Below are 19,710 nucleotides of genomic sequence, written 5' to 3'. Positions count from 1 at the left end.
GGAAATTACCCCGCGCCCATGACGTCTTGGGAAGGCGCAGCTTACTCGGCTGCAGCTTCTTCCTTCTTCTTGTCGGCAGGGATTTCCTGGCCGCTCGCCTGATCGACAACCTTCATCGACAGGCGGACCTTGCCCCGCTCGTCGAAGCCGAGAAGCTTGACCCAGACCTTCTGGCCTTCCTTGACGACGTCCTGCGTCTTGGCAACACGCTCGGAAGCAAGCTGCGAGATGTGGACGAGGCCATCGCGGGCGCCGAAGAAGTTGACGAACGCGCCGAAGTCGGCGGTCTTGACGACCGTGCCCTCGTAGATCTGGCCGACTTCCGGTTCTGCAACGATCGAGTGGATCCACTTGCGGGCGGCTTCGATTTCCTTGCCGGAAGAAGAGGCGATCTTCACCGTGCCGTCGTCTTCGATGTTGATCTTTGCGCCCGTCTTTTCAACGATTTCGCGGATGACCTTGCCGCCGGAGCCGATAACTTCACGAATCTTGTCGACCGGGATGTTCATGACTTCGATGCGCGGAGCGAATTCGCCGAGCTGGCCGCGGCTCTCGGTGATGGCCTTTGCCATTTCGCCGAGGATGTGGGCGCGACCGCCCTGAGCCTGGCCGAGAGCGACCTTCATGATCTCTTCGGTGATGCCGGCGATCTTGATGTCCATCTGCAGCGAAGTGATGCCGTCGGCCGTACCAGCGACCTTGAAATCCATGTCGCCGAGGTGGTCTTCGTCACCGAGGATGTCGGACAGGACCGCAAAGCGGTCGCCTTCGAGGATCAGGCCCATGGCAATACCGGCAACCGGCTTAGCGAGCGGAACGCCGGCGTCCATCAGAGCAAGCGAGGTGCCGCAGACGGTTGCCATCGAGGAAGAGCCGTTCGATTCGGTGATCTCGGAAACGACACGCAGCGTGTAGGGGAATTGCTCAGCAGTCGGCAGCATCGGACGGATAGCGCGCCATGCGAGCTTACCGTGGCCGATTTCGCGGCGGCCCGGGGAGCCCATGCGGCCGGTTTCGCCAACCGAGTAGGGAGGGAAGTTGTAATGGAGCAGGAAGCGCTCCTTGTACATGCCCGTGAGCGAGTCGACATACTGCTCGTCTTCGCCGGTGCCAAGCGTCGCAACGACGATCGCCTGTGTTTCACCGCGCGTAAAGAGCGCCGAGCCGTGCGTGCGCGGCAGGAGGCCGACTTCGGAGACGATCGGGCGAACGGTCTCGAGATCGCGACCGTCGATGCGGCTCTTGGTGTCGAGGATATTCCAACGAACGATCTTTGCCTGCAGGTGCTTGAAGATCGCGCCGACTTCTTCGGCCGTGTACTTGGCTTCGCCTTCTTCCGGCAGGAAGTGCGCCTTGACCTTCGCCTTGACGGCGTCGACGGCAGCGTAGCGCTCAGCTTTCTGCGTGTTCTTGTAGGCGGTGCGAAGCTCGGCTTCGAAATGCTTCAGCATTTCGCCTTCGAGTTCGGAATAGTCTTCCGGCTGGAAGTCGCGCGGCTCCTTGGCGGCGACTTCGGCGAGCTTGATGATCGCGTCGAGAACCGGCTGGAAGCCCCGGTGGCCGAACATGACGGCGCCGAGCATGATTTCTTCGTTGAGTTCCTTGGCTTCGGATTCAACCATCAGAACAGCATCGTGCGTGCCGGCAACGACGAGGTCGAGGATCGACTCGTCCATCTCGTCGAGATGCGGGTTGAGGACGTATTCACCGTTGATGTAGCCGACGCGAGCGCCGCCGACCGGGCCCATGAAGGGGACTCCGGAGAGTGTCAGAGCTGCCGAAGCAGCAACCATCGACAGGATGTCCGGGTTGTTTTCCAGGTCATGCTGGATGACGGTGACGACGACCTGCGTGTCGTTCTTGTAGCCTTCCGGGAAGAGCGGGCGGATCGGGCGGTCGATCAGGCGGGAAACGAGGGTTTCGTTTTCGCTCGGACGGCCTTCGCGCTTGAAATAGCCGCCGGGGATCTTGCCGGCTGCGTAGGTCTTTTCCTGGTAGTTGACGGTCAGCGGGAAGAAGTCCTGGCCCGGCTTCGGCGCCTTGGCGGAGACAACGGTGGCGAGAACCACGGTTTCGCCATAGGTCGCGAGAACGGCGCCATCAGCCTGGCGGGCGATCTTGCCGGTTTCGAGCTTCAGCGGGCGGCCTGCCCACTCGATTTCCACACTATGAGTATCGAACATATGTCTTGTCCTTCAATGCAGGAACATGCACGTCGCCTTCCAAGGCACGGCGCACGGTCAACTGCAATCGGTGTGACGCATCATGGGCAAGACAACGGGAGGCTTTGCATCATCGATCTCCGAAGAGACCGGGCCAAAGCTTGTGAAGCTCTGGCCAAAAGCATCCGGCAATCCTGCCCCATGACAGGTCAACGGTTGGTTTGGCAGAACCGGCCCATCCGGGTCTGCCGAGCAGTCCGCCACACGTGGCGGGATGGGGAAGTCTCCCCGAAAAAATCCGGCGGGCGTCCGAAAGAGGAGCGCCCGCCGAGAAGTCTTAGCGGCGGATACCCAGGCTGCCGATCAGCTTGGTGTAGCGGCCTTCGTCCTTCTTCTTGAGATAGTCAAGAAGCGAGCGGCGGCTCGAAACCATCGTCAGCAGGCCACGGCGGGAATGGTTATCCTTCTTGTGACCCTTGAAGTGTTCCGTGAGGTTGTTGATACGCTCGGTCAGGATGGCAACCTGAACTTCCGGAGAACCGGTGTCGCCTTCGAACGTTGCGTATTCCTTGATGAGAGCCGTCTTGCGCTCAGCAGTAATCGACATCGGATGTTCCTTTCTATGAGAGGAGATTAGGTCGCCAAAAGCCGGGATGTCGTCCAGCTTCGGCCGCGAATGCATCCGGGCAGAGCCCGATTGCTGGCGCTGCGTATAAACCAAATGCGCTGCAATGGAAAGAGGCATGCCGCAGATGGCCGATTCGTCACCGGCCGGCCATCGCCTCGCGTATCATTGCGTTGTACCCGTCGGGGTCCTGCAGCATGGCGAAGTGGCTCGCGTCTTTGAGGATGACCAGATTCGACCCTGGAATCTGTTTGGCCATCATCTCGGTATGGTCAAGCTTGACAGCCTCGTCATGATCCCCAATCGCCAGAGTGACGGGTACTTTGATCTTGCCAAGGTCATCGGCAGTCCACGACGGCTGGCTCGCCCACATCGCCGAGATCTGGGTGACGAAAGCATCGTAATCGCTCGGCGTCGGCGAGAGCTTCTTGTAAGCCTCGCCGGCCGTATTGATGTAGTCGCTGAACGTCTTGTTGGTCATAATGTCGGGCTTCACGCCATCGGTCGTCACGTTCGCAGCCTGCGCAATCACGCGCGTCAACTTCTCCGGATTCTTCATCGCCATATCGATGCCGATGATGCCGCCATCCGACCATCCGACCAGTGTCACCTTGTCGAGCTTCAGGTATTCGAGCAAAGCGACATAATCTGAGGTCATCAGATCATAGCCGAACGGCTGCCCGTTGCGCGTCGAACGACCGTGTCCGCGGCTGTCGGCCACGATCACGCGATGATCCTTCGCAAACTCAGCCACCTGATAGCCCCAGACATCGGCGCTACCGAGCCCGCCGTGAATGAACAGGATCGGATCACCCTCGCCGTATTCGGCATAATACATCTTGATGTCGTTGGCGGGGGCCATGCCACTCGTCTTTGCAGTGGGCATTGGTGGAAAGGCTGGCAACGTCGCCCAGCGCTCCGCAGAGTAAACGTTGGCGGCCATCAAAACCGCCGCGAAGAACATCAGGATGCCGGCTGCAAGTCTGCGCATGACTGTCTCCCTGATCTGAAGGACCCTTGGCCCAGATCAGGGAAACATATCCCAATGGTGAAAGTTGACAATTGCTATCTGTGGTTTTTCCGGCCTGCAGCGACCCGAAACCGGAGGTTTAGCGAACCTCAGCCGAAGACGCGCTTCGGACGGAACTCGCCCTGGCCGATCTCGCCGATCGCGATCAGCTTGCCACGGGACGTGGCGTAGGCTTCGCTTTCGGCAACGGGCGCGTCGCGACCACGCACGAGGATCGGATTACCCATCTTCAACCGATGCGCTTGGTCGTCATTGACAACGAGATGCGGCAGCGAGGAAAGCGCTTCGCTGGTATCGATCAGCAGAGCATCCAGGGCAGCAAGCCGATCGTCCGTGTCTTCGATCGCTTCAAGCGCGACGAGATCGGCGAGCGGTACCATGGTCTCTTCGGCAAAGGGCGCAACGAAGCTGCGGCGCAGACCTGATATATGGCCATAACAGCCGAGTTCACGACCAAAATCGCGCGCCAGCGCACGCACATACGTGCCCTTGCCGCATTCGACTTCGAAATGTGCCGTATTGGCATCCTGGCAGGACAATAGTGTCAGACGGAAGATCTCGACCTCGCGGGAGGGAATTTCCACCGCCTCTCCGTCGCGGGCCAGGTCGTAGGCACGCTCGCCTGATATCTTGATGGCGGAAAACTGCGGTGGAACCTGGCTGATGACGCCAGTGTACTTCGGCAGGAGGTCGCGGACCTGCTGTTCGCTCGGGCGCTTGTCAGAGCTCTTCGTTACATCGCCTTCCAGATCGTCGGTTGCGCGCTCCTCGCCCCAAGTCACGGTGAATTCGTAAATCTTGCGGCCGTCCATCACGTAGGGAACGGTCTTCGTCGCATCGCCAAGCGCGATCGGCAACATGCCCGAGGCCAGCGGGTCGAGCGTTCCGGCGTGACCGCACTTCTGCGCCTTGAACAGCCACTTGATCTTGGAAACGGCTTCAGTGGAGCCGAAATCGACCGGCTTATCAAGGATCAGCCAACCCGAGATCGGGCGGCCTTTCGGTTTACGTGGTTTGGACATCAGTCTCTTCTACTATTCGTCTTCAGTGTCGTGATCGAGGTCGCGGCTCACCTCTGGCGAGCGCAACAACTCGTCGATCTTCTTATAATTGTCGAAGCTCGTATCGTCGCGGAAGCGAACTTCCGGCATGTATTTCATCTGCCGCAGCTGCGGGCCGAGACGGCCGCGGATGAACTTCGCATTGCGGTTCAGCGCACCAATAACCGCATCATGATCCGTCACGCCGAGCGGCGTCACATAGGCCGTCGCGATCTTCAGGTCGGGCGACATGCGGACTTCCGAGATTGAAATGACGGTCTTCTCGATCACGTCATCGCGCACTTCGCCGCGCTGCAGAACCTGCGTGATGGCGGCGCGAACCTGCTCGCCGACGCGCAGCATGCGCTGCGAAGGTGCGGAGGTTGTTGGTCTTGTTGCCATTTTTCTTTGCCTCAAAAGGTTCGGGCGCCGGCCTCACATGATCCGGCGCCCGTCCAAATTTCCAATATCACACGATCAGAGCGTACGGGTGATGTGCTCGACGCGGAAGCACTCGATCGTGTCACCGGCGCGGATGTCTTCGTAGTTCTCGAAAGCCATGCCGCATTCCTGGCCGGAATGCACTTCCGAGACTTCGTCCTTGAAGCGCTTGAGCGTCTTGAGCTTGCCTTCGTGGATGACGACGTTGTCGCGGATGAGGCGGACGCCGACGCCACGCTCGACCTTGCCTTCGGTAACGCGGCAACCCGCGACCTTGCCGACCTTCGTGATGTTGAACACCTCGAGGATCTCGGCATTGCCGAGGAAGGTTTCGCGGCGCTCCGGCGAAAGCAGACCCGACATCGCCGCCTTAACGTCATCAACGAGGTCGTAGATGATGTTGTAGTAGCGGATTTCGATGCCCTGGCGCTCTGCCAGCGTGCGAGCCTGCACGTTTGCACGGACGTTGAAGCCGATGATCGCGGCGCCTGATGCCTCGGCAAGCGAGATATCCGATTCCGTAACCCCGCCGACGGCGGAGTGAACGATGCGGGCGCGAACTTCGTCCGTGCCCAGCTTTTCGAGAGCGCCGGCGATCGCTTCGATCGAACCCTGAACGTCGCCCTTGATGACCAGCGGGAACTCTTTGACGCCGGCGGACTGCAGCTGCGTCATCATCTGTTCCAGCGAGCCACGCTGGCCCGAATGGCGGGCCGCGGCCTTGTCGCGGGCGAGACGTTGGCGGTATTCCGAGATCTCGCGGGCGCGGCCTTCGTTTTCGACGACGGCGAACTTGTCACCGGCCTGCGGCGTACCGGAAAGGCCGAGCACCTCGACCGGCATGGCCGGCGGGGCTTCCTTGACGTGTTCGCCCTTGTCGGTGACGAGCGCGCGAACACGGCCCCAGACATCGCCAGCGACGATGATCTGGCCGGGCTTCAACGTACCGTTCTGGACAAGAACCGTGGCGACCGAACCGCGGCCGCGGTCGAGCTGGGCTTCGATGACCGTACCTTCCGCCGTGCGGTTCGGATTGGCCTTGAGATCGAGGATTTCGGACTGCAGCAGGATGGCTTCCAGCAGCTTGTCGAGGTTCAAGCCCGTCTTGGCCGAAACTTCGACATCGAGAACTTCACCGCCCATCGATTCCACGAAGACTTCGTGCTGTAGGAGCTGCGTACGCACCTTCTGCGGATCGGCGCTCGGCTTGTCGACCTTGTTGATCGCCACGATGATCGGAACACCGGCCGCCTTGGCGTGGTTGATCGATTCAATCGTCTGCGGCATGACACTGTCGTCAGCTGCAACGACCAGGATCGCAATGTCGGTCGCCTGCGCACCGCGGGCACGCATTGCCGTGAAGGCGGCGTGGCCGGGGGTGTCGATGAAGGTAATCTTCTGACCGTTCTGTTCGACCTGATAGGCGCCGATATGCTGCGTGATACCACCGGCTTCGCCGGCAACCACGTTGGCATGACGGATAGCGTCGAGCAGCGAGGTCTTGCCGTGGTCGACGTGGCCCATGATGGTGACGACCGGCGGACGCGAAACGCGATCGCCTTCCTGGTCGGCAACATTGAAGATGCCGAGTTCGACGTCGGATTCGGAGACGCGCTTGACGGTGTGGCCGAATTCGCCGGCAATGAGTTCAGCAAGGTCGGCGTCGATGACGTCGCCCGGCTTCATCATCTGGCCTTCCTTCATCAGGTACTTGATGACGTCGACGGCACGTTCGGACATGCGCTGCGACAGTTCCTGAATGGTGATGGTCTCCGGCAGGATGACTTCGCGAACAACCTTTTCGCGGGTTTCCTGCATCTGGCTGCGGCGGAATTTTTCCTGGCGGCGGCGCAAGGCCGAGAGCGAACGGCCGCGTGCGCTGCCGTCATCGTCAACACCCGCGGTGCTGATCGTCAGCTTGCCGCGACGACGCTCCTCGTCGGTCTTCGGACGGGTCGTTACGGGCTTGGCCGGTTCGGGACGAACGACGCGGCCACGAGCCGGTGCACCACGTGGTGCGCCGCGGTCATCATCTTCGTTTTCGCGACGACCACGAGCGGCGGCCGGTGCAGGGGCGCCGGCCGGAGAAGGCCTTGCCGGAGCCGCGGATGGCGTAGCATCAGGCCGGCGCGCGACCGGGACCGATGGCTGAACGCGCGGCGTTTCCGTACGTGCTTCGACCGCAGCCGGAGCCGGAGCCGGAGCAATAGCCGCTTCGGCAGCGCGCAGAGCCTCTTCGGCAGCGCGGCGCTTGGCCTCTTCCGCTTCCGCGGCCTGGCGTGCAGCATCTTCGGCGGCGCGACGTTTTTCTTCCTCGGCGCGGCGGACCGCATCCTCTGCATCGCGAACTTGCGCCATGGCAAGTGCGCGACGGCGTGCATCCATTTCTTCCGGCGAAAGATGATTCAATACCACCGGACGCGGACGATCCTGCTGGCGCGGCGGCTGCGAAGACGGCTGCTGCGGACGTGACTGCTGGCCACCCGACGGATGAATACGCGGCTGCGGCGCCTGCGGTGGGCGCGGCTGGTGCGTGCTCGGAGCAGCTTCGGTGCGAGCCGGGGCGGAGCCTACGGGCGTGATGGGGCGTTCGTCTTCCGGACGCATCGGACGCCGCTTGCGGGTCTCGACAACGACCGCCTTGGTGCGACCGCGGCCCATGTCCTGGCGCACGGTGCCCTGGCTCATTCCCGACGGCTTCAGGGTCAGAGTTTTCTTGCCCGGTCCGTTCAGTGTCTTGTCGTCATTGCTATCGGTCATTCGTTCCCGTTCCTTCGGACAGGGAGCGATGACGTCATCAGACCCTGTCGTTCAAATACTGTCGATCAATGATGTAGCAGCCGGCCGATGCCGGTGACCGTATCATTGTTTTTGCCGGCCAGCGCCGCCGGGTGCCCGGGACTGACCGCCACTACGGTACTGTTCGAGCATCTTTGCGCGCTTCACTACACCCTCACCCGCCTGCCCTGCAAGCACTGCAGCATGGATAAAAGTGTTCTGGCCCATCACCCCTTCCATTTCGTCCTCCGAGAAGAGACGGAAGGAAGGTATTTCCTCCTCGGTTTCCATTCCGAGATGCCAAGCCTTGCGAGCCTGGTCTATTTTTCTCACGCCATCCTCGGCGGCATTCGTTGCGTGGAACACGGCGATCGCGGCTCCACTCCTGACTGCGGCATCCACTTTCGCGGAGCCTGTAACGAACTGGCCCGCCTTGCGAGCCATGTTCATCATCTGCATCAATTGCTGCCCGAGCAGCGTCTCGACGGTTTCGCCGAGATCGGCTGCCGCCTTCACATCCGCCTTTAAAGCGCGGGCGAAGAGCTTCTTCGCCACCGCCTTGTCGACCAGCGAACGGTCGACTTTGACCCAACAGCCGCGTCCCGGAAGCTGGCGCTTCAGGTCGGCGACGACAGTCCCATCGGGAGCTGCGACGAAGCGGATCAGCTCATCCGGCGATCCGCTTTCGCGCGTCACGATGCACATGCGACCATTCACGTCATATCCTGCAAGATCGTCGTCCTCAGGAGAAACGGTCGGCTCACGCGCGGACATTATACTTCCTGCTCGGCCTCGGGAGCTTCTTCGGCTTCCGCGTCCTTGGCGAGGTCTTCTTCGGTGATCCAGCCTGCCGCAAGGCGAGCCTGAACGACCATCTGTTCGGCCTCGACGCGCGAAACGTCGAATTTGGAAAACAGGCCTTCGAACTTCTTGGTCTCACCGTTCTTGCGTTCGCTCCAGCCGACGAGATCATCAGCGGCACAGCCGGCAAAGTCCTCGATCGTCTTGATGCCGTCTTCGCCGAGCGCAACCATCATCTGGGCGGTCATACCGTCGATCTGGCGCAGCTCGTCGGAAACGCCGAGCGACTTGCGCTTTTCGTCCATTTCGGCTTCCAGGCGCTCCAGGTATTCGCGGGCGCGCGTCTGGATTTCCTGTGCCGTGTCTTCGTCGAAACCGTCGATCGAAGCAATTTCGTCAAGGTCGACGTAGGCGAGCTCTTCGACGGCCGCAAAGCCTTCCGACGCCAGAACCTGGCCGACCATCTCGTCAACGTCGAGCGAATCCATGAACAGGTTTGTGCGCTCGTTGAATTCCTTCTGACGGCGCTCTGACTCTTCGGCTTCCGTCATGATGTCGATGTCCCAGCCGGTCAACTGCGAGGCCAGGCGAACGTTCTGGCCGCGGCGGCCGATGGCCAGCGACAGCTGTTCGTCCGGAACCACGACTTCGATGCGCTCTGCATCTTCGTCGAGAACGACCTTGGCGACTTCGGCCGGCTGCAGGGCATTGACGACGAAGGTTGCCGGATCCTGCGACCACGGAATGATGTCGATCTTTTCGCCCTGAAGCTCGCCAACGACGGCCTGAACGCGCGAACCGCGCATACCAACGCAAGCGCCGACCGGATCGATCGACGAGTCGTTGGAAATCACGGCGATCTTGGCGCGCGAACCCGGATCGCGGGCGACCGATTTCACCTGGATGATGCCATCGTAGATTTCTGGCACTTCCATAGTGAAGAGCTTGACCATGAACTGCGGATGCGTGCGCGACAGAAAGATCTGCGGGCCGCGCTGCTCTCTGCGAACATCATATACGTACGCACGGACGCGATCGCCATAGCGGACGTTTTCGCGCGGGATCATTTCGTCGCGGCGGATGATGCCTTCGCCACGGCCGAGGTCGACGATGACGTTGCCGTACTCGACGCGCTTGACCGTGCCGTTGACGATCTCGCCGACGCGATCCTTGAATTCGTCGAACTGGCGATCACGCTCGGCTTCGCGAACCTTCTGGACGATGACCTGCTTGGCGGACTGGGCAGCGATCCGGCCGAAATCCATCGGCGGCAGCGGATCGGCAATGAAATCGCCAAGGGCAGCATCCGGGTTGCGGTCGCGGGCCAGCTCGAGCGGGATCTGGGTCGAATAGTCCTCGGCCTTGTCGACGACTTCGAGCAGACGCTGAAGGCGGATTTCACCGGTCTTCGGGTTGATGTCGGCGCGGATGTTGGACTCGGTGCCGTAGCGGGAGCGCGCTGCCTTCTGGATCGCGTCTGCCATTGCGGCAAGCACGATCTCGCGGTCGATGACCTTTTCGCGCGCCACTGCATCTGCGATCTGCAGAAGTTCGAGCCGGTTCGCACTGACTGCCATTGTCTTTTCTCTCCGTCTAGGCGTCCCGGGTTCCCGTCCCTGGAGCCACAAGTTGATCGGTTTATTCTTCGTCTTCCGCTTCGTTCTGGTTCGCGACCTCTGCCTTCGCCAGCTTGTCGGCACGCAGTGCATCACGGATCAGATCGTCGGTCAGAATGAGCTTCGCATCGCTGAGCGCAGTGAAGGGGATAACAACCTTCTGCTCTTCGCCATAGGCAACCTGGTCACGCTCGAGCGTGAAACCATCCGCATCGCTCTCCACGATCTTGCCGCGGAAGCGCTTGCGGTTGCCGATCATGATCGACGTTTCGCACTTCAAAAGGTGTCCCTGCCAGCGGGTGAAATCCGATTTCCGCACCAGCGGACGATCGATACCCGGCGAAGACACCTCGAGATGATACTCCCGATCGATCGGATCTTCCACATCCAGCACCGGAGAAATGGCCATCGAGACCGCCTCGCAGTCCTCCACGGTCATCGTTCCGTCGTTGCGCTCGGCCATGATCTGTAGGGTGGCGCCGTTCTGATTGAGCATCCGCACGCGAGTCAGGCGAAACCCGAGGTCCACCAATACGGGCTCTATAATGTCGGCAAGACGCTGGTCGAGACCGGTCTCGGTGATCAACCGCGGCTCAAGTTCATTGTCTGCTTTCGTCGGATCCGACAAGCGATGCGCTCCTCGCAATTTCATGCATTTTGGATGATCGCAGTAATAAAAAAGAGCGGGTCCTTGCGGCCCACTCTTCATCAAGACGATCAAGATTTGAGAGCCATATAGGCCGGTTTTTCCAAAATTGCAAGCTCCGTCGCCAACCTTCCGGATGCGCCCCGGCGCTAGCCAGAGGCATCTTTCGCCATATATTGGCTTTGAGGGACCGGCATCGGGAGGGATCGTGCCTTACACTTCGTCGACACTGGCGCCGTTGCGGCACGAAACCTACCGGACGATCTGGTTTGCAAGCCTCGCCTCGAATTTCGGGGGATTGATCCAGGCGGTCGGCGCCGCCTGGATGATGACGACCATCACGGCATCCGAGAATATGGTCGCGCTGGTGCAGACGTCGACAGCGCTGCCGATCATGCTCTTCTCTCTCGTGTCGGGTGCCCTTGCCGACAGCTTCGACCGGCGCCGCGTCATGCTGACGGCGCAATACTTCATGCTCGCGGTTTCTGCGCTACTCACCGTCTTGGCCTACCTCGACTGGCTTTCGCCCTGGCTGCTCCTCTTCTTTACCTTCCTGATCGGCTGCGGGACGGCGCTCAACAATCCGTCGTGGCAAGCGTCCGTCGGCGACATGGTGCCGCGCGCCGACCTGCCGGGCGCAGTCACGTTGAACAGTGTCGGCTTTAACATCACTCGCAGCGTCGGCCCCGCGATTGGCGGCGTCATCGTCGCCGCAGCCGGCGCGGCAGCGGCCTTTGCCGTCAACACCCTGAGCTACTTCGCCCTGATTTACGCGCTGATGCGCTGGAAGCCGAGCCTGCCGGCCTCCACCCTGCCGCGGGAGACGCTGGGCAGTGCGGTGTTTGCGGGCCTTCGCTATGTGTCGATGTCACCCAACCTGCAGAAGGTGCTCCTGCGTGGCCTCATCTTCGGGATCAGCGCCAGCTCGATTCTCGCCCTGCTGCCGATCGTGGCGATCAACCTCGTTGTCGGCGGGCCGCTGACCTACGGTCTCATGCTCGGCTCCTTTGGCGTTGGCGCGATCGGCGGCGCGATGCTGAATGATCGGCTGCGCGAACGCTTTTCGAGCGAGACGATCGTGCGGATTTCCTTCGCCGGCTTTGCGCTGAGCGCCGCGATCGCCGCCTTCAGTCCGATTGCCGTCCTGACCTGTGCCGGACTGGCGATATCGGGCGCGTGCTGGGTATTGGCGCTGTCGCTGTTCAATACGATTGTACAACTGTCGACGCCGCGCTGGGTCGTCGGTCGTGCCTTGTCGCTTTATCAGACGGTGACCTTCGGCGGCATTGCCGGCGGCAGCTGGATCTGGGGCGTGGCCGCCGACCGCTATGGTGTCTCCGACGCCTTGCTGATCTCCGCCGTTGTCATGCTCTTCGGCATCTTGGTCGGGCTGCGCTTTGCCATGCCGGCCTTTGCCTCGCTCAATCTCGATCCGCTGAACCGCTTCACGGAGCCGGCGCTCGGCCTTGATATTACGCCGCGCAGCGGCCCGATCGTCGTCCAGATCGATTATGAAATCGCGGATGCGGATGTTCGCGAATTTCTGGCGCTGATGGGCGAGCGGCGGCGCATACGCATTCGCGATGGCGCCCGCAACTGGGCGCTGATGCGCGATCTCGAAAAGCCGGGCCGATGGACGGAGACCTATCACACGCCGACCTGGGTCGAATATATCAGGCACAATCAGCGCCGCACGCAGGCCGATGCGGAAAACATCGAAGGGCTGCGCGCGCTCCACCGCGGCGAGCAACTGCCGCAGGTGCACCGGCTGATCGAGCGCCAAGCCATTCCACCGAATGATGACGTCTTCTACAAGGCGCCGATCGATCTGCACCATTGAGGCACGACATGTATTCCTTCCGCCCTGCCCGTCCTTCCGATCTGACTGATATCATCGGGCTGCTTTCAGATGACGATCTCGGAACCACGCGCGAAATTGTCTCGGATCCGCCGGATGCCAGGTATGTTGCCGCGCTCAAGGCAATCGAATCCGATGCCAACCAACTGCTCGCCGTCGCGGCGGATCAGCATGATCGCGTGATCGGCTGCTTGCAGTTGACGTTTATTCCCGGCCTGTCGCGGACAGGTATGTGGCGCGGGCAAATCGAAAGCGTGCGGATCGCCAGAGATGCACGTGGCTTAGGCCTCGGTTCCGATTTGATCGAATGGGCTATGGCGCGCTGCGCCGAGCGCGGCTGCGGTCTAGTACAATTGACCTGCGACAAATCACGGACGGATTCGATCCGGTTCTATGAGAAGCTGGGGTTTGTCGCGAGCCACGAAGGCCTGAAGCGCAACCTATAGACTTACTTCAACTTGCCGATCATCGACGCCTCCGGATAGCAGGTCGGCTTCATGCCGTTCTTTTCCTGCCACTGGCCGATGGACCGACGCGTCTTGTAGCCGGGCAGCCCGTCGGAGCCGCCGACATCGTACCCCTTTTTCTCCAACGCCTTCTGCATGGCTGCGACGTCGGAGCGCAGCATCCTGCCGACATCACCCCACGGCCCCTGAAAGGCGCCGGAACCGTAGGCAATCCGATCCGCGAGGTTGCCTATATAGAGCGCGTAGAGGTCGGAGTTGTTGTATTCCTTGATCACGTAGAAGTTCGGCGTAACGACGAATTCCGGCCCGTCGCGGCCGGCCGGAACGAGCATCATGCCGGACGCCTTGCCTTCGTCGGAAGGGAAGGCATTGCCTGATATGCGCTCGATACCGAGCGAGGCCCAGTGCGAGACGGGCTTGGCGAGATCCGGCCCTTCCTGCGCGCAGGAAACCTGAGCGGGAATCGTTACTTCATAGCCCCAGCCACGGCCGCGCTGCCACCCCTTCTGGACGAGGAAATTGGCGATCGAGGCAAGCGTGTCGGGCACCGAGGTCCAGATATTGGGATGGCCGTCGCCGTCGAAATCGACGGCATACTTCAGATAGCTGGTCGGCATGAACTGCGGTTGGCCGAGCGCGCCGGCCGATGATCCTTTGAATTCAGCTGGCGTCGCATCACCGCGATCGATGATGTGCAGGGCGGCGAGCAGTTCGGTGCGGAACATTTCCTTGCGCGTCGACATGAAGGCCTTCGTCGCCAGCACCTCAATCGCAGAGTTCGGGATCCTGGCGGCCCCGAAACCTGTTTCACGCCCCCAGACGGCCAACACGATCGAACCGGGAACTCCGTAGGTTCTTTCGATCTTCTTCAGGGTCGAGGCATATTGCGAGGCAAAACTACGACCGGTAGCGGCCAGCCGCTTCAGCCGATCCTCGTTGAAATACGGTGCCGGGGAAGAAAATTCGGCCTGCGTCTGCTTCTGCTGCTTCGGCGACGGGAAGCCAGGAGGAGCGAGATCGGTGAGACCCCAATTCAGTTCGACGCCCGCAAAGGCTGCGCGAAACGCCTTCTCGGAAATTCCATTCTTCTGCGCCTCCGGCCAAAGATCGGTCTGCACCCATCGTTCAAACTGCGCCTCGACATCGGCTTTGGATGCAGGGAGCGCCGGCGAACACAGCAGCGGCAGCAGCGCCGCCGTTGCGATCAAAAGGCGGCCGAAAATGCGCTTGTTCATGCTTCCCCCTAGATTGCCGTGCGTGCCCTGAGCGCCGCCTGGAGCGTTCCTTCATCGAGATAGTCGAGTTCGCCGCCGACCGGGACGCCGTGGGCGAGGCGCGTGATCTTCACGTCCAGGCCGCTCAGCTGGTCGGTTATATAGTGTGCTGTTGTCTGTCCCTCGACGGTCGCATTGACGGCAATGATCAGCTCTCGGATGCCGCCGGCGCTGACACGCTCGATCAGGCCGCGGATGTTGAGGTCGTCGGGCCCAACGCCATCCAATGGCGACAGGGTGCCGCCGAGGACATGATAGGCCGCGTTCAAGGCGCCCGCGCGTTCCAGCGCCCAGAGATCGGAGACATCTTCAACGACGATGATGACCGACTGGTCGCGCCGGTCGTCCGTGCAGACCGTGCAGGGATCAACCGTATCTACATTGCCACAATGGGAGCAGATCTTGACCTTGTCATAGGCCTCACCCATCGCATTCGACAAAGGGCCGAGGAGTTGGTCCTTCTTCTTGATAAGGTGAAGCGCAGCCCTGCGCGCGGAGCGCGGCCCGAGGCCGGGCACCTTTGCCAGAAGCTGGATCAGTTTTTCGATTTCGGGGCCGGTGACTCGCTTTGCCATGAGCATGTGTAATCGGGCGGTCCCACAAGGGTCAAGCTCCCACTACAGTCCCGGCGTTGCCGAGATGAAGGGAGACAACGATGTTTTATGCTGCTTTAGACGTGTCGCTGCGCTCAGTGGCGATCTGCATCATTGATCAGGAAGGAAAGGTTCGGTTTGAACGGTCCGTTCCATCGGACGTGCCTGACTTGGTCCGGTGTCTGCGCGCGTTTGGCGAACCGATTCACCAGGTGGGGTTGGAAGCTGGTACTCTTACCCAGCATCTCACCTACGGACTGAAAGAAGCAGGCTTTGACGTGGTGTGCATGGAGGCCCGCCAGGTCAATGCTGCTCTCTCGGCCATGCGCAACAAGACGGACAAGCACGACGCCCGTGGCATTGCACAAATCCTGCGGTCGGGGTGGTATAGTCGGGTGCATGTAAAAAGCGTCGAAAGCCATTACATCCGAGCATTGCTCTCCAGCCGCAAGGTCATGCAGCGGAAATGCATCGATCTAGAAAACGAAATTCGAGGGCTATTGAAGGTCTTCGGTGTCAAACTGCCAATGCATCTCTCGCGCGGCTCATTCGATGCGGCTGTCCGAGACACGATAGAAAGCGATCTTGCTCTCTGCAACGGGCTCCTGCCGATGCTGCAGGCTAGGCAGATGCTTCTTGAAACCTTCCTCGAACTTGATCGGCGTGTCCGCAGGGCAGCCCGCGAAGATGCTGTCTGTATGCGCTTCATGAGCATCCCAGGCGTCGGCGAGATCACGGCTCTAAGCTTTAAGGCTGCCGTTGACGATCCGACGCGCTTCAAGAGTTCGCGCACCGTCGGTGCGCACTTCGGGCTAACGCCCCGACGCTTTCAATCCGGGGAAAAAGATAATCCAGGTCGCATCTCCCATGCCGGGGACCAGATGTACGGGCGACACTCTATGCCGCCGCAAATGCGATGCTGATGCGGTCGATCGCTTGGAGCAGTCTGAAGGCATGGGGCGTGAAGCTGATGAAGACAAAAGGACGGCGGCGAGCTATCGTCGCCGTCGCCCACAAGGTTGCCGTCGTGCCGCATCGCATGTGGACCGATGGCACAGAGTTCCGGTTCGGATCGGAGGCTGCTGCATGATTTAACACGGCCCTCGAAACCGATCCTGGCCGGATCGTCCCATGCGGACGATGGGATGGATGAAGCCGATAATGACTGCTGCGCTTCGAGCGCGTCCATAAGCGCGTCCATAAGCGAGGCTCTCCAGACCCTGATCCCATGCATGCGTGCAGCGGCTCAAACTCAACGAGCCAATAGACTGCGAAGAGAAGCGTGACCCGCGTGAACGATCAGGCCGACGAGATCAGAAAGAAAGAGCTTGACCAAAATGCCCGATTAGAGAAGCGGTTATTAGCCATATGCTGCAAAAACGGAAACATGTTGGGAGCGCCGCTCGATGAAAATCCTCGCCGTCTGCATCGGCAATGCCGAGCGGCTGCCCGGCAAGAGCTACAAGACGGGCATCTACAAGCATCCGGTCGGCGGCAGCGTGCTTGTCGACGCCGAGCGGCTTGTGGGCGACGCCATCTGTAACCGGAAGCACCATGGCGGTGTCGACCAGGCCGTCTATCTCGAGGGATCGCTGACCCTTGACTGGTGGACGAAGGAGCTTGGGCGACCGATCGAGCCGGGCACTTTGGGCGAGAACATGGTGATCGACGGTCTCGATAACCGCATCGTGTCTGTCGGCGATCGATTCATAGCCGGCGATCTTGTTCTGGAGGTCACCAGCGCGCGCATTCCTTGCTCTACATTTGCCGCTCGCATGGGCGACCCCCGGTTCATCAAGCGCTATACGCAGGCAGCGCGGCCAGGCGTCTATTGCCGCGTTCTTCACGGTGGCCCAGTTGCGGCCGGAATGACGGTCGATTATCTGCCCTATAACGGCGAGAAGGTCACGATGCCGGAGATGATCGCCACCTTTGGTAGGATGCTCACAGCGCAGGATCGCAGCCGCTATCTTTCGGCTCCGATTCATTACAAGCTTCGCAATATCCTGGAGGTACAGTCTGGCGCCTAGCGCAAGTGTGCCTCAAACTCCGCCAAAACTGCCCTCCCCTCGGGCCAATCGCCCAGCCCACTCGCCCCGTTGATGTGACCGCGGGCACCGATATCGACGAATTGGCTGTCCCAATCATCAGCCTTTGCTCGCGCGTAGTCGATCGAGCCGTAAGGATCGTTGCTGCTGGCGATGACAAGCGACGGGAATGGAAGGGCCGCGACAGGTGGATCGGCAAAGCCGGCAGCCTCCGGGGGGAAAGCCGCCGAGCGCGGGTCCGGCGGCGCAACCAGCAAGGCACCGCTGGCGCGATGCGTGGTACGCTGTGCCCAGTGCGCAACCAGCAGGCAGGAAAGACTATGGGCGACGAAAAGCGGTTCGGCCTTCGATCGGCCGACAGCCCGGTCCAGCGCAGCAATCCAATCGTCAAAATCCGGCAGATCCCAACTCGAAGGCGAAAAACGACGCATGCGCGGGTCGGTCGCTTCCCATCGCGACTGCCAATGTGTTTCGCCAGATCCGCCAATGCCAGGCACCATGATAATATCTCTCATCGCTTCCTTCCTGTTGCTCCGCGCATAAGCTGCGTGAGATAGTCGGTAAACGACATAGGAAATCATCGGAGAAACCATCGTTCAACCGATGAATTAAAGGCGAATAAAGATGGCCGATTTCTCGAACCGACAACTCGACCCGACTGACCTGCTGATCGTCGAGATCATGCAGGCAGACGGGCGCATTTCCGTTTCCGAACTGGGGCGCAAGGTCGGTCTTTCGCAGCCGGCCGCGTCCGAGCGGCTGAAGCGTCTGGAAGAACGGGGAATCATCGAGGGTTATGGCGCCCGCGTTAATGCTGCTGCACTCGGGCTGGGCATGATGGCAGTCATTCGGCTGCGTACCACCCACGAACATATTCGCGCCTGTCTCAAGCAATTCTCGGAAATGCCACAGATTGTCGAGGTTCTCAGGCTGACAGGCGAGGATTGCTTCGTGCTCAAGGTTCTGGTCCCTTCACCATCCGAGCTTGAAATCATCGTCGACAGCATCGCGCGTTATGGCGCGGTTACGACCTCCCTCGTATTGCGCGACGAACCGATGAAGCCGATCGGCCGCGAACTGGTGAAACTGGCGCGACACTACCTCTAACGTGATTTCGACCACTGCCACTTGTTGATGCGGCCGAGGGTCCTAGATTTTCACGCACGGGGTGTAAATCGAAGGAGGCTCGCATGTCCATCGCACGATTTATCGCGGCGGCAATTATCGCCGCAACAGCCACGACCTTCCTATCAGCAACGCCGGCGGCAGCCCGCGTCAAGGTCGGCTCGCTAGGCTGTGACATTTCTCCTGGATTCGGCGTCATCATCGGTTCGAAACGGACGCTCAACTGCATCTTCACTCCATCTTCACCGGGACGGCCGAGCGAACGCTATACCGGTACCATCACCAAACTCGGCGTCGATATTGGCACTCTCGCCGGCGGAGGAATGATTTGGCTCGTCTATGCACCGACCAACCGGCTCGACGGGGCTCTGCAGGGCAGTTATTCCGGCGTTGCGGCCAACGCGACGGTCGGCCTCGGTGTCGGAGCCAATGTCCTTATCGGCGGCTTCGAAGGCTCGATCGCTCTGCAACCGGTCTCGGCGGAAGGCACATCCGGACTCAATATTGCGGCAGGCGTTGCCAATATGATCCTTACCTGGGTACCGCCGGCACCACCGCCACCGGCCCCCAAGCGGCATATCTCACAGAGATAGCCTAGCGCATCGCGATTGCCATTGCAGCGCCGGCCATCGTGCCGGCGCTGGCGCGATTGGCCACACGCACGGCGCGACGGCTCTTCAGGAACCCCCTCGCCTTGGCTGCAAGCAGTGCCCAGCTGATATCGATGACGATCAGCACCAGAAACATCGTCGCCACGAGTTCGGCCCAGCCGACAATCGTCACAGCACGGATATCAATGATCGACGGCAGCAGCGCCATGTAGAACATCATGATCTTCGGGTTGCCGAGCGTCACCGTCATGCCGGCAAGGAAAAGCTTCAAGGGTGATTGCGCATCAGGCAGCGTTTCACCGTTACTATCCGGCGAGGCGAACCACATCTTCCAGGCAAGATAAAGCAGATAGCAGACGCCGAGCCACTTGATGGCAACGAAAGCATAATGGAAGGTTTCGGCAATTGCGGCGAGACCAGCGACGGCGCAGGTCAACCAGATCGCCTCGCCAAGCCACATGGCCGCCAAGAAGGGAAGAACGTCGCGGGCGCCCTTAGAGATGACACGTGCGACGAGCGCAGCAACGCTCGGCCCCGGAGAGCCGGCAGCCACGAACAGCGCGCAGGCAAAAACGAACAGACTGGTCAACGTCAT

20 protein-coding genes are annotated in these 19,710 nt (G+C 60.7%); 7 read left to right on the top strand and 13 right to left on the bottom strand.

Translation table 11 applies throughout. The annotated features are described in order from the left end of the window. Positions 1-41: 41 nt before the first annotated feature. The 9 genes from pnp to rimP form a co-directional block, all read right to left on the bottom strand. Positions 42-2,183: a polyribonucleotide nucleotidyltransferase gene (pnp, locus tag K9B32_RS05520; protein WP_224560906.1), complete on the bottom strand. Its 2,142-nt coding sequence runs from the start codon at positions 2,181-2,183 to the stop codon at positions 42-44. Between the two features lie 316 nt (positions 2,184-2,499). Beyond that, positions 2,500-2,769: a 30S ribosomal protein S15 gene (rpsO, locus tag K9B32_RS05515; protein WP_007528962.1), complete on the bottom strand. Its 270-nt coding sequence runs from the start codon at positions 2,767-2,769 to the stop codon at positions 2,500-2,502. 157 nt (positions 2,770-2,926) lie between these two features. Beyond that, entirely contained in the window at positions 2,927-3,778 is an 852-nt protein-coding gene (locus K9B32_RS05510; protein ID WP_224560905.1) for an alpha/beta fold hydrolase, read from the bottom strand. Between the two features lie 128 nt (positions 3,779-3,906). Then, complete coding sequence (gene truB / locus K9B32_RS05505; protein WP_224560904.1) at positions 3,907-4,839, bottom strand: tRNA pseudouridine(55) synthase TruB; 933 nt, start codon at positions 4,837-4,839, stop codon at positions 3,907-3,909. 12 nt (positions 4,840-4,851) lie between these two features. Beyond that, positions 4,852-5,259 carry a 30S ribosome-binding factor RbfA gene (gene rbfA, locus K9B32_RS05500; RefSeq protein WP_007798984.1) on the bottom strand — a complete coding sequence of 136 codons (408 nt, stop codon included), beginning with the start codon at positions 5,257-5,259 and terminating at the stop codon, positions 4,852-4,854. Between the two features lie 75 nt (positions 5,260-5,334). Continuing rightward, a complete protein-coding gene (infB, locus tag K9B32_RS05495; protein WP_224560903.1) occupies positions 5,335-8,058 on the bottom strand; it encodes a translation initiation factor IF-2 in 2,724 nt (907 codons plus the stop codon). A 102-nt stretch (positions 8,059-8,160) separates the two neighbouring features. Beyond that, positions 8,161-8,850, bottom strand: coding sequence for an RNA-binding protein (locus K9B32_RS05490; protein ID WP_007798986.1), 690 nt, complete (start codon positions 8,848-8,850; stop codon positions 8,161-8,163). Then, positions 8,850-10,454 (bottom strand): transcription termination factor NusA, encoded by a 1,605-nt coding sequence (nusA, locus tag K9B32_RS05485; protein ID WP_224560902.1) that lies wholly within the window; start codon positions 10,452-10,454, stop codon positions 8,850-8,852. The genes K9B32_RS05490 and nusA overlap by 1 nt, the downstream gene beginning before the upstream one ends. A 61-nt stretch (positions 10,455-10,515) precedes the next feature. After that, positions 10,516-11,121 carry a ribosome maturation factor RimP gene (gene rimP, locus K9B32_RS05480; protein WP_224560901.1) on the bottom strand — a complete coding sequence of 202 codons (606 nt, stop codon included), beginning with the start codon at positions 11,119-11,121 and terminating at the stop codon, positions 10,516-10,518. A 226-nt stretch (positions 11,122-11,347) separates the two neighbouring features. Between rimP and K9B32_RS05475 the strand changes: the two genes are divergently transcribed. Together K9B32_RS05475 and K9B32_RS05470 are read left to right on the top strand one after the other, a co-directional pair. Next, entirely contained in the window at positions 11,348-12,979 is a 1,632-nt protein-coding gene (locus K9B32_RS05475; RefSeq protein WP_224560900.1) for an MFS transporter, read from the top strand. Between the two features lie 8 nt (positions 12,980-12,987). Next, on the top strand, positions 12,988-13,443 hold the full coding sequence (locus tag K9B32_RS05470; protein WP_224560899.1) for a GNAT family N-acetyltransferase: 456 nt from the start codon (positions 12,988-12,990) through the stop codon (positions 13,441-13,443). A 2-nt stretch (positions 13,444-13,445) separates the two neighbouring features. Here the strand turns inward: K9B32_RS05470 and K9B32_RS05465 are convergent, their stop codons facing one another. Together K9B32_RS05465 and recR are read right to left on the bottom strand one after the other, a co-directional pair. Next, positions 13,446-14,699, bottom strand: a complete 1,254-nt coding sequence (locus tag K9B32_RS05465) for a lytic murein transglycosylase (RefSeq protein ID WP_224560898.1) — start codon at positions 14,697-14,699, stop codon at positions 13,446-13,448. An 8-nt stretch (positions 14,700-14,707) separates the two neighbouring features. Beyond that, positions 14,708-15,313: a recombination mediator RecR gene (gene recR / locus K9B32_RS05460; protein WP_007798999.1), complete on the bottom strand. Its 606-nt coding sequence runs from the start codon at positions 15,311-15,313 to the stop codon at positions 14,708-14,710. 80 nt (positions 15,314-15,393) lie between these two features. On the opposite strand from recR, the gene K9B32_RS05455 reads away from it, so the two are divergent. The 3 genes from K9B32_RS05455 (at position 15,394) to K9B32_RS05445 (ending at position 17,361) form a co-directional block, all read left to right on the top strand. Continuing rightward, complete coding sequence (locus K9B32_RS05455) at positions 15,394-16,254, top strand: IS110 family transposase (protein WP_224560897.1); 861 nt, start codon at positions 15,394-15,396, stop codon at positions 16,252-16,254. Further along, the gene (locus tag K9B32_RS05450; protein ID WP_224560896.1) at positions 16,254-16,421 is read left to right on the top strand and encodes a hypothetical protein; all 168 of its coding nucleotides are present in this window, start codon (positions 16,254-16,256) and stop codon (positions 16,419-16,421) included. The genes K9B32_RS05455 and K9B32_RS05450 overlap by 1 nt, the downstream gene beginning before the upstream one ends. A gap of 316 nt (positions 16,422-16,737) precedes the next feature. Next, complete coding sequence (locus K9B32_RS05445) at positions 16,738-17,361, top strand: MOSC domain-containing protein (RefSeq protein ID WP_224560895.1); 624 nt, start codon at positions 16,738-16,740, stop codon at positions 17,359-17,361. Here the strand turns inward: K9B32_RS05445 and K9B32_RS05440 are convergent. Continuing rightward, positions 17,358-17,894 carry an RBBP9/YdeN family alpha/beta hydrolase gene (locus tag K9B32_RS05440; RefSeq protein ID WP_224560894.1) on the bottom strand — a complete coding sequence of 179 codons (537 nt, stop codon included), beginning with the start codon at positions 17,892-17,894 and terminating at the stop codon, positions 17,358-17,360. The two genes, K9B32_RS05445 and K9B32_RS05440, sit on opposite strands and share 4 nt — an antisense overlap. Positions 17,895-18,003: 109 nt before the next feature. Between K9B32_RS05440 and K9B32_RS05435 the strand changes: the two genes are divergently transcribed. Both K9B32_RS05435 and K9B32_RS05430 read left to right on the top strand, forming a co-directional pair. Beyond that, positions 18,004-18,486: an Lrp/AsnC family transcriptional regulator gene (locus tag K9B32_RS05435; RefSeq protein ID WP_224560893.1), complete on the top strand. Its 483-nt coding sequence runs from the start codon at positions 18,004-18,006 to the stop codon at positions 18,484-18,486. Positions 18,487-18,569: 83 nt separating this feature from the next. Next, on the top strand, positions 18,570-19,097 hold the full coding sequence (locus K9B32_RS05430; RefSeq protein ID WP_224560892.1) for a DUF992 domain-containing protein: 528 nt from the start codon (positions 18,570-18,572) through the stop codon (positions 19,095-19,097). A gap of 1 nt (position 19,098) precedes the next feature. Here the strand turns inward: K9B32_RS05430 and K9B32_RS05425 are convergent, their stop codons facing one another. Next, positions 19,099-19,710 (bottom strand): LysE family translocator, encoded by a 612-nt coding sequence (locus K9B32_RS05425; protein WP_224560891.1) that lies wholly within the window; start codon positions 19,708-19,710, stop codon positions 19,099-19,101.

The sequence above is a fragment of the Rhizobium sp. 3T7 genome, assembly GCF_020166565.1.
Lineage (GTDB): Bacteria > Pseudomonadota > Alphaproteobacteria > Rhizobiales > Rhizobiaceae > Rhizobium.
The sequence above is the reverse complement of the archived record's forward strand: the minus strand, read 5'-3'. Positions and strand labels throughout refer to the sequence as shown.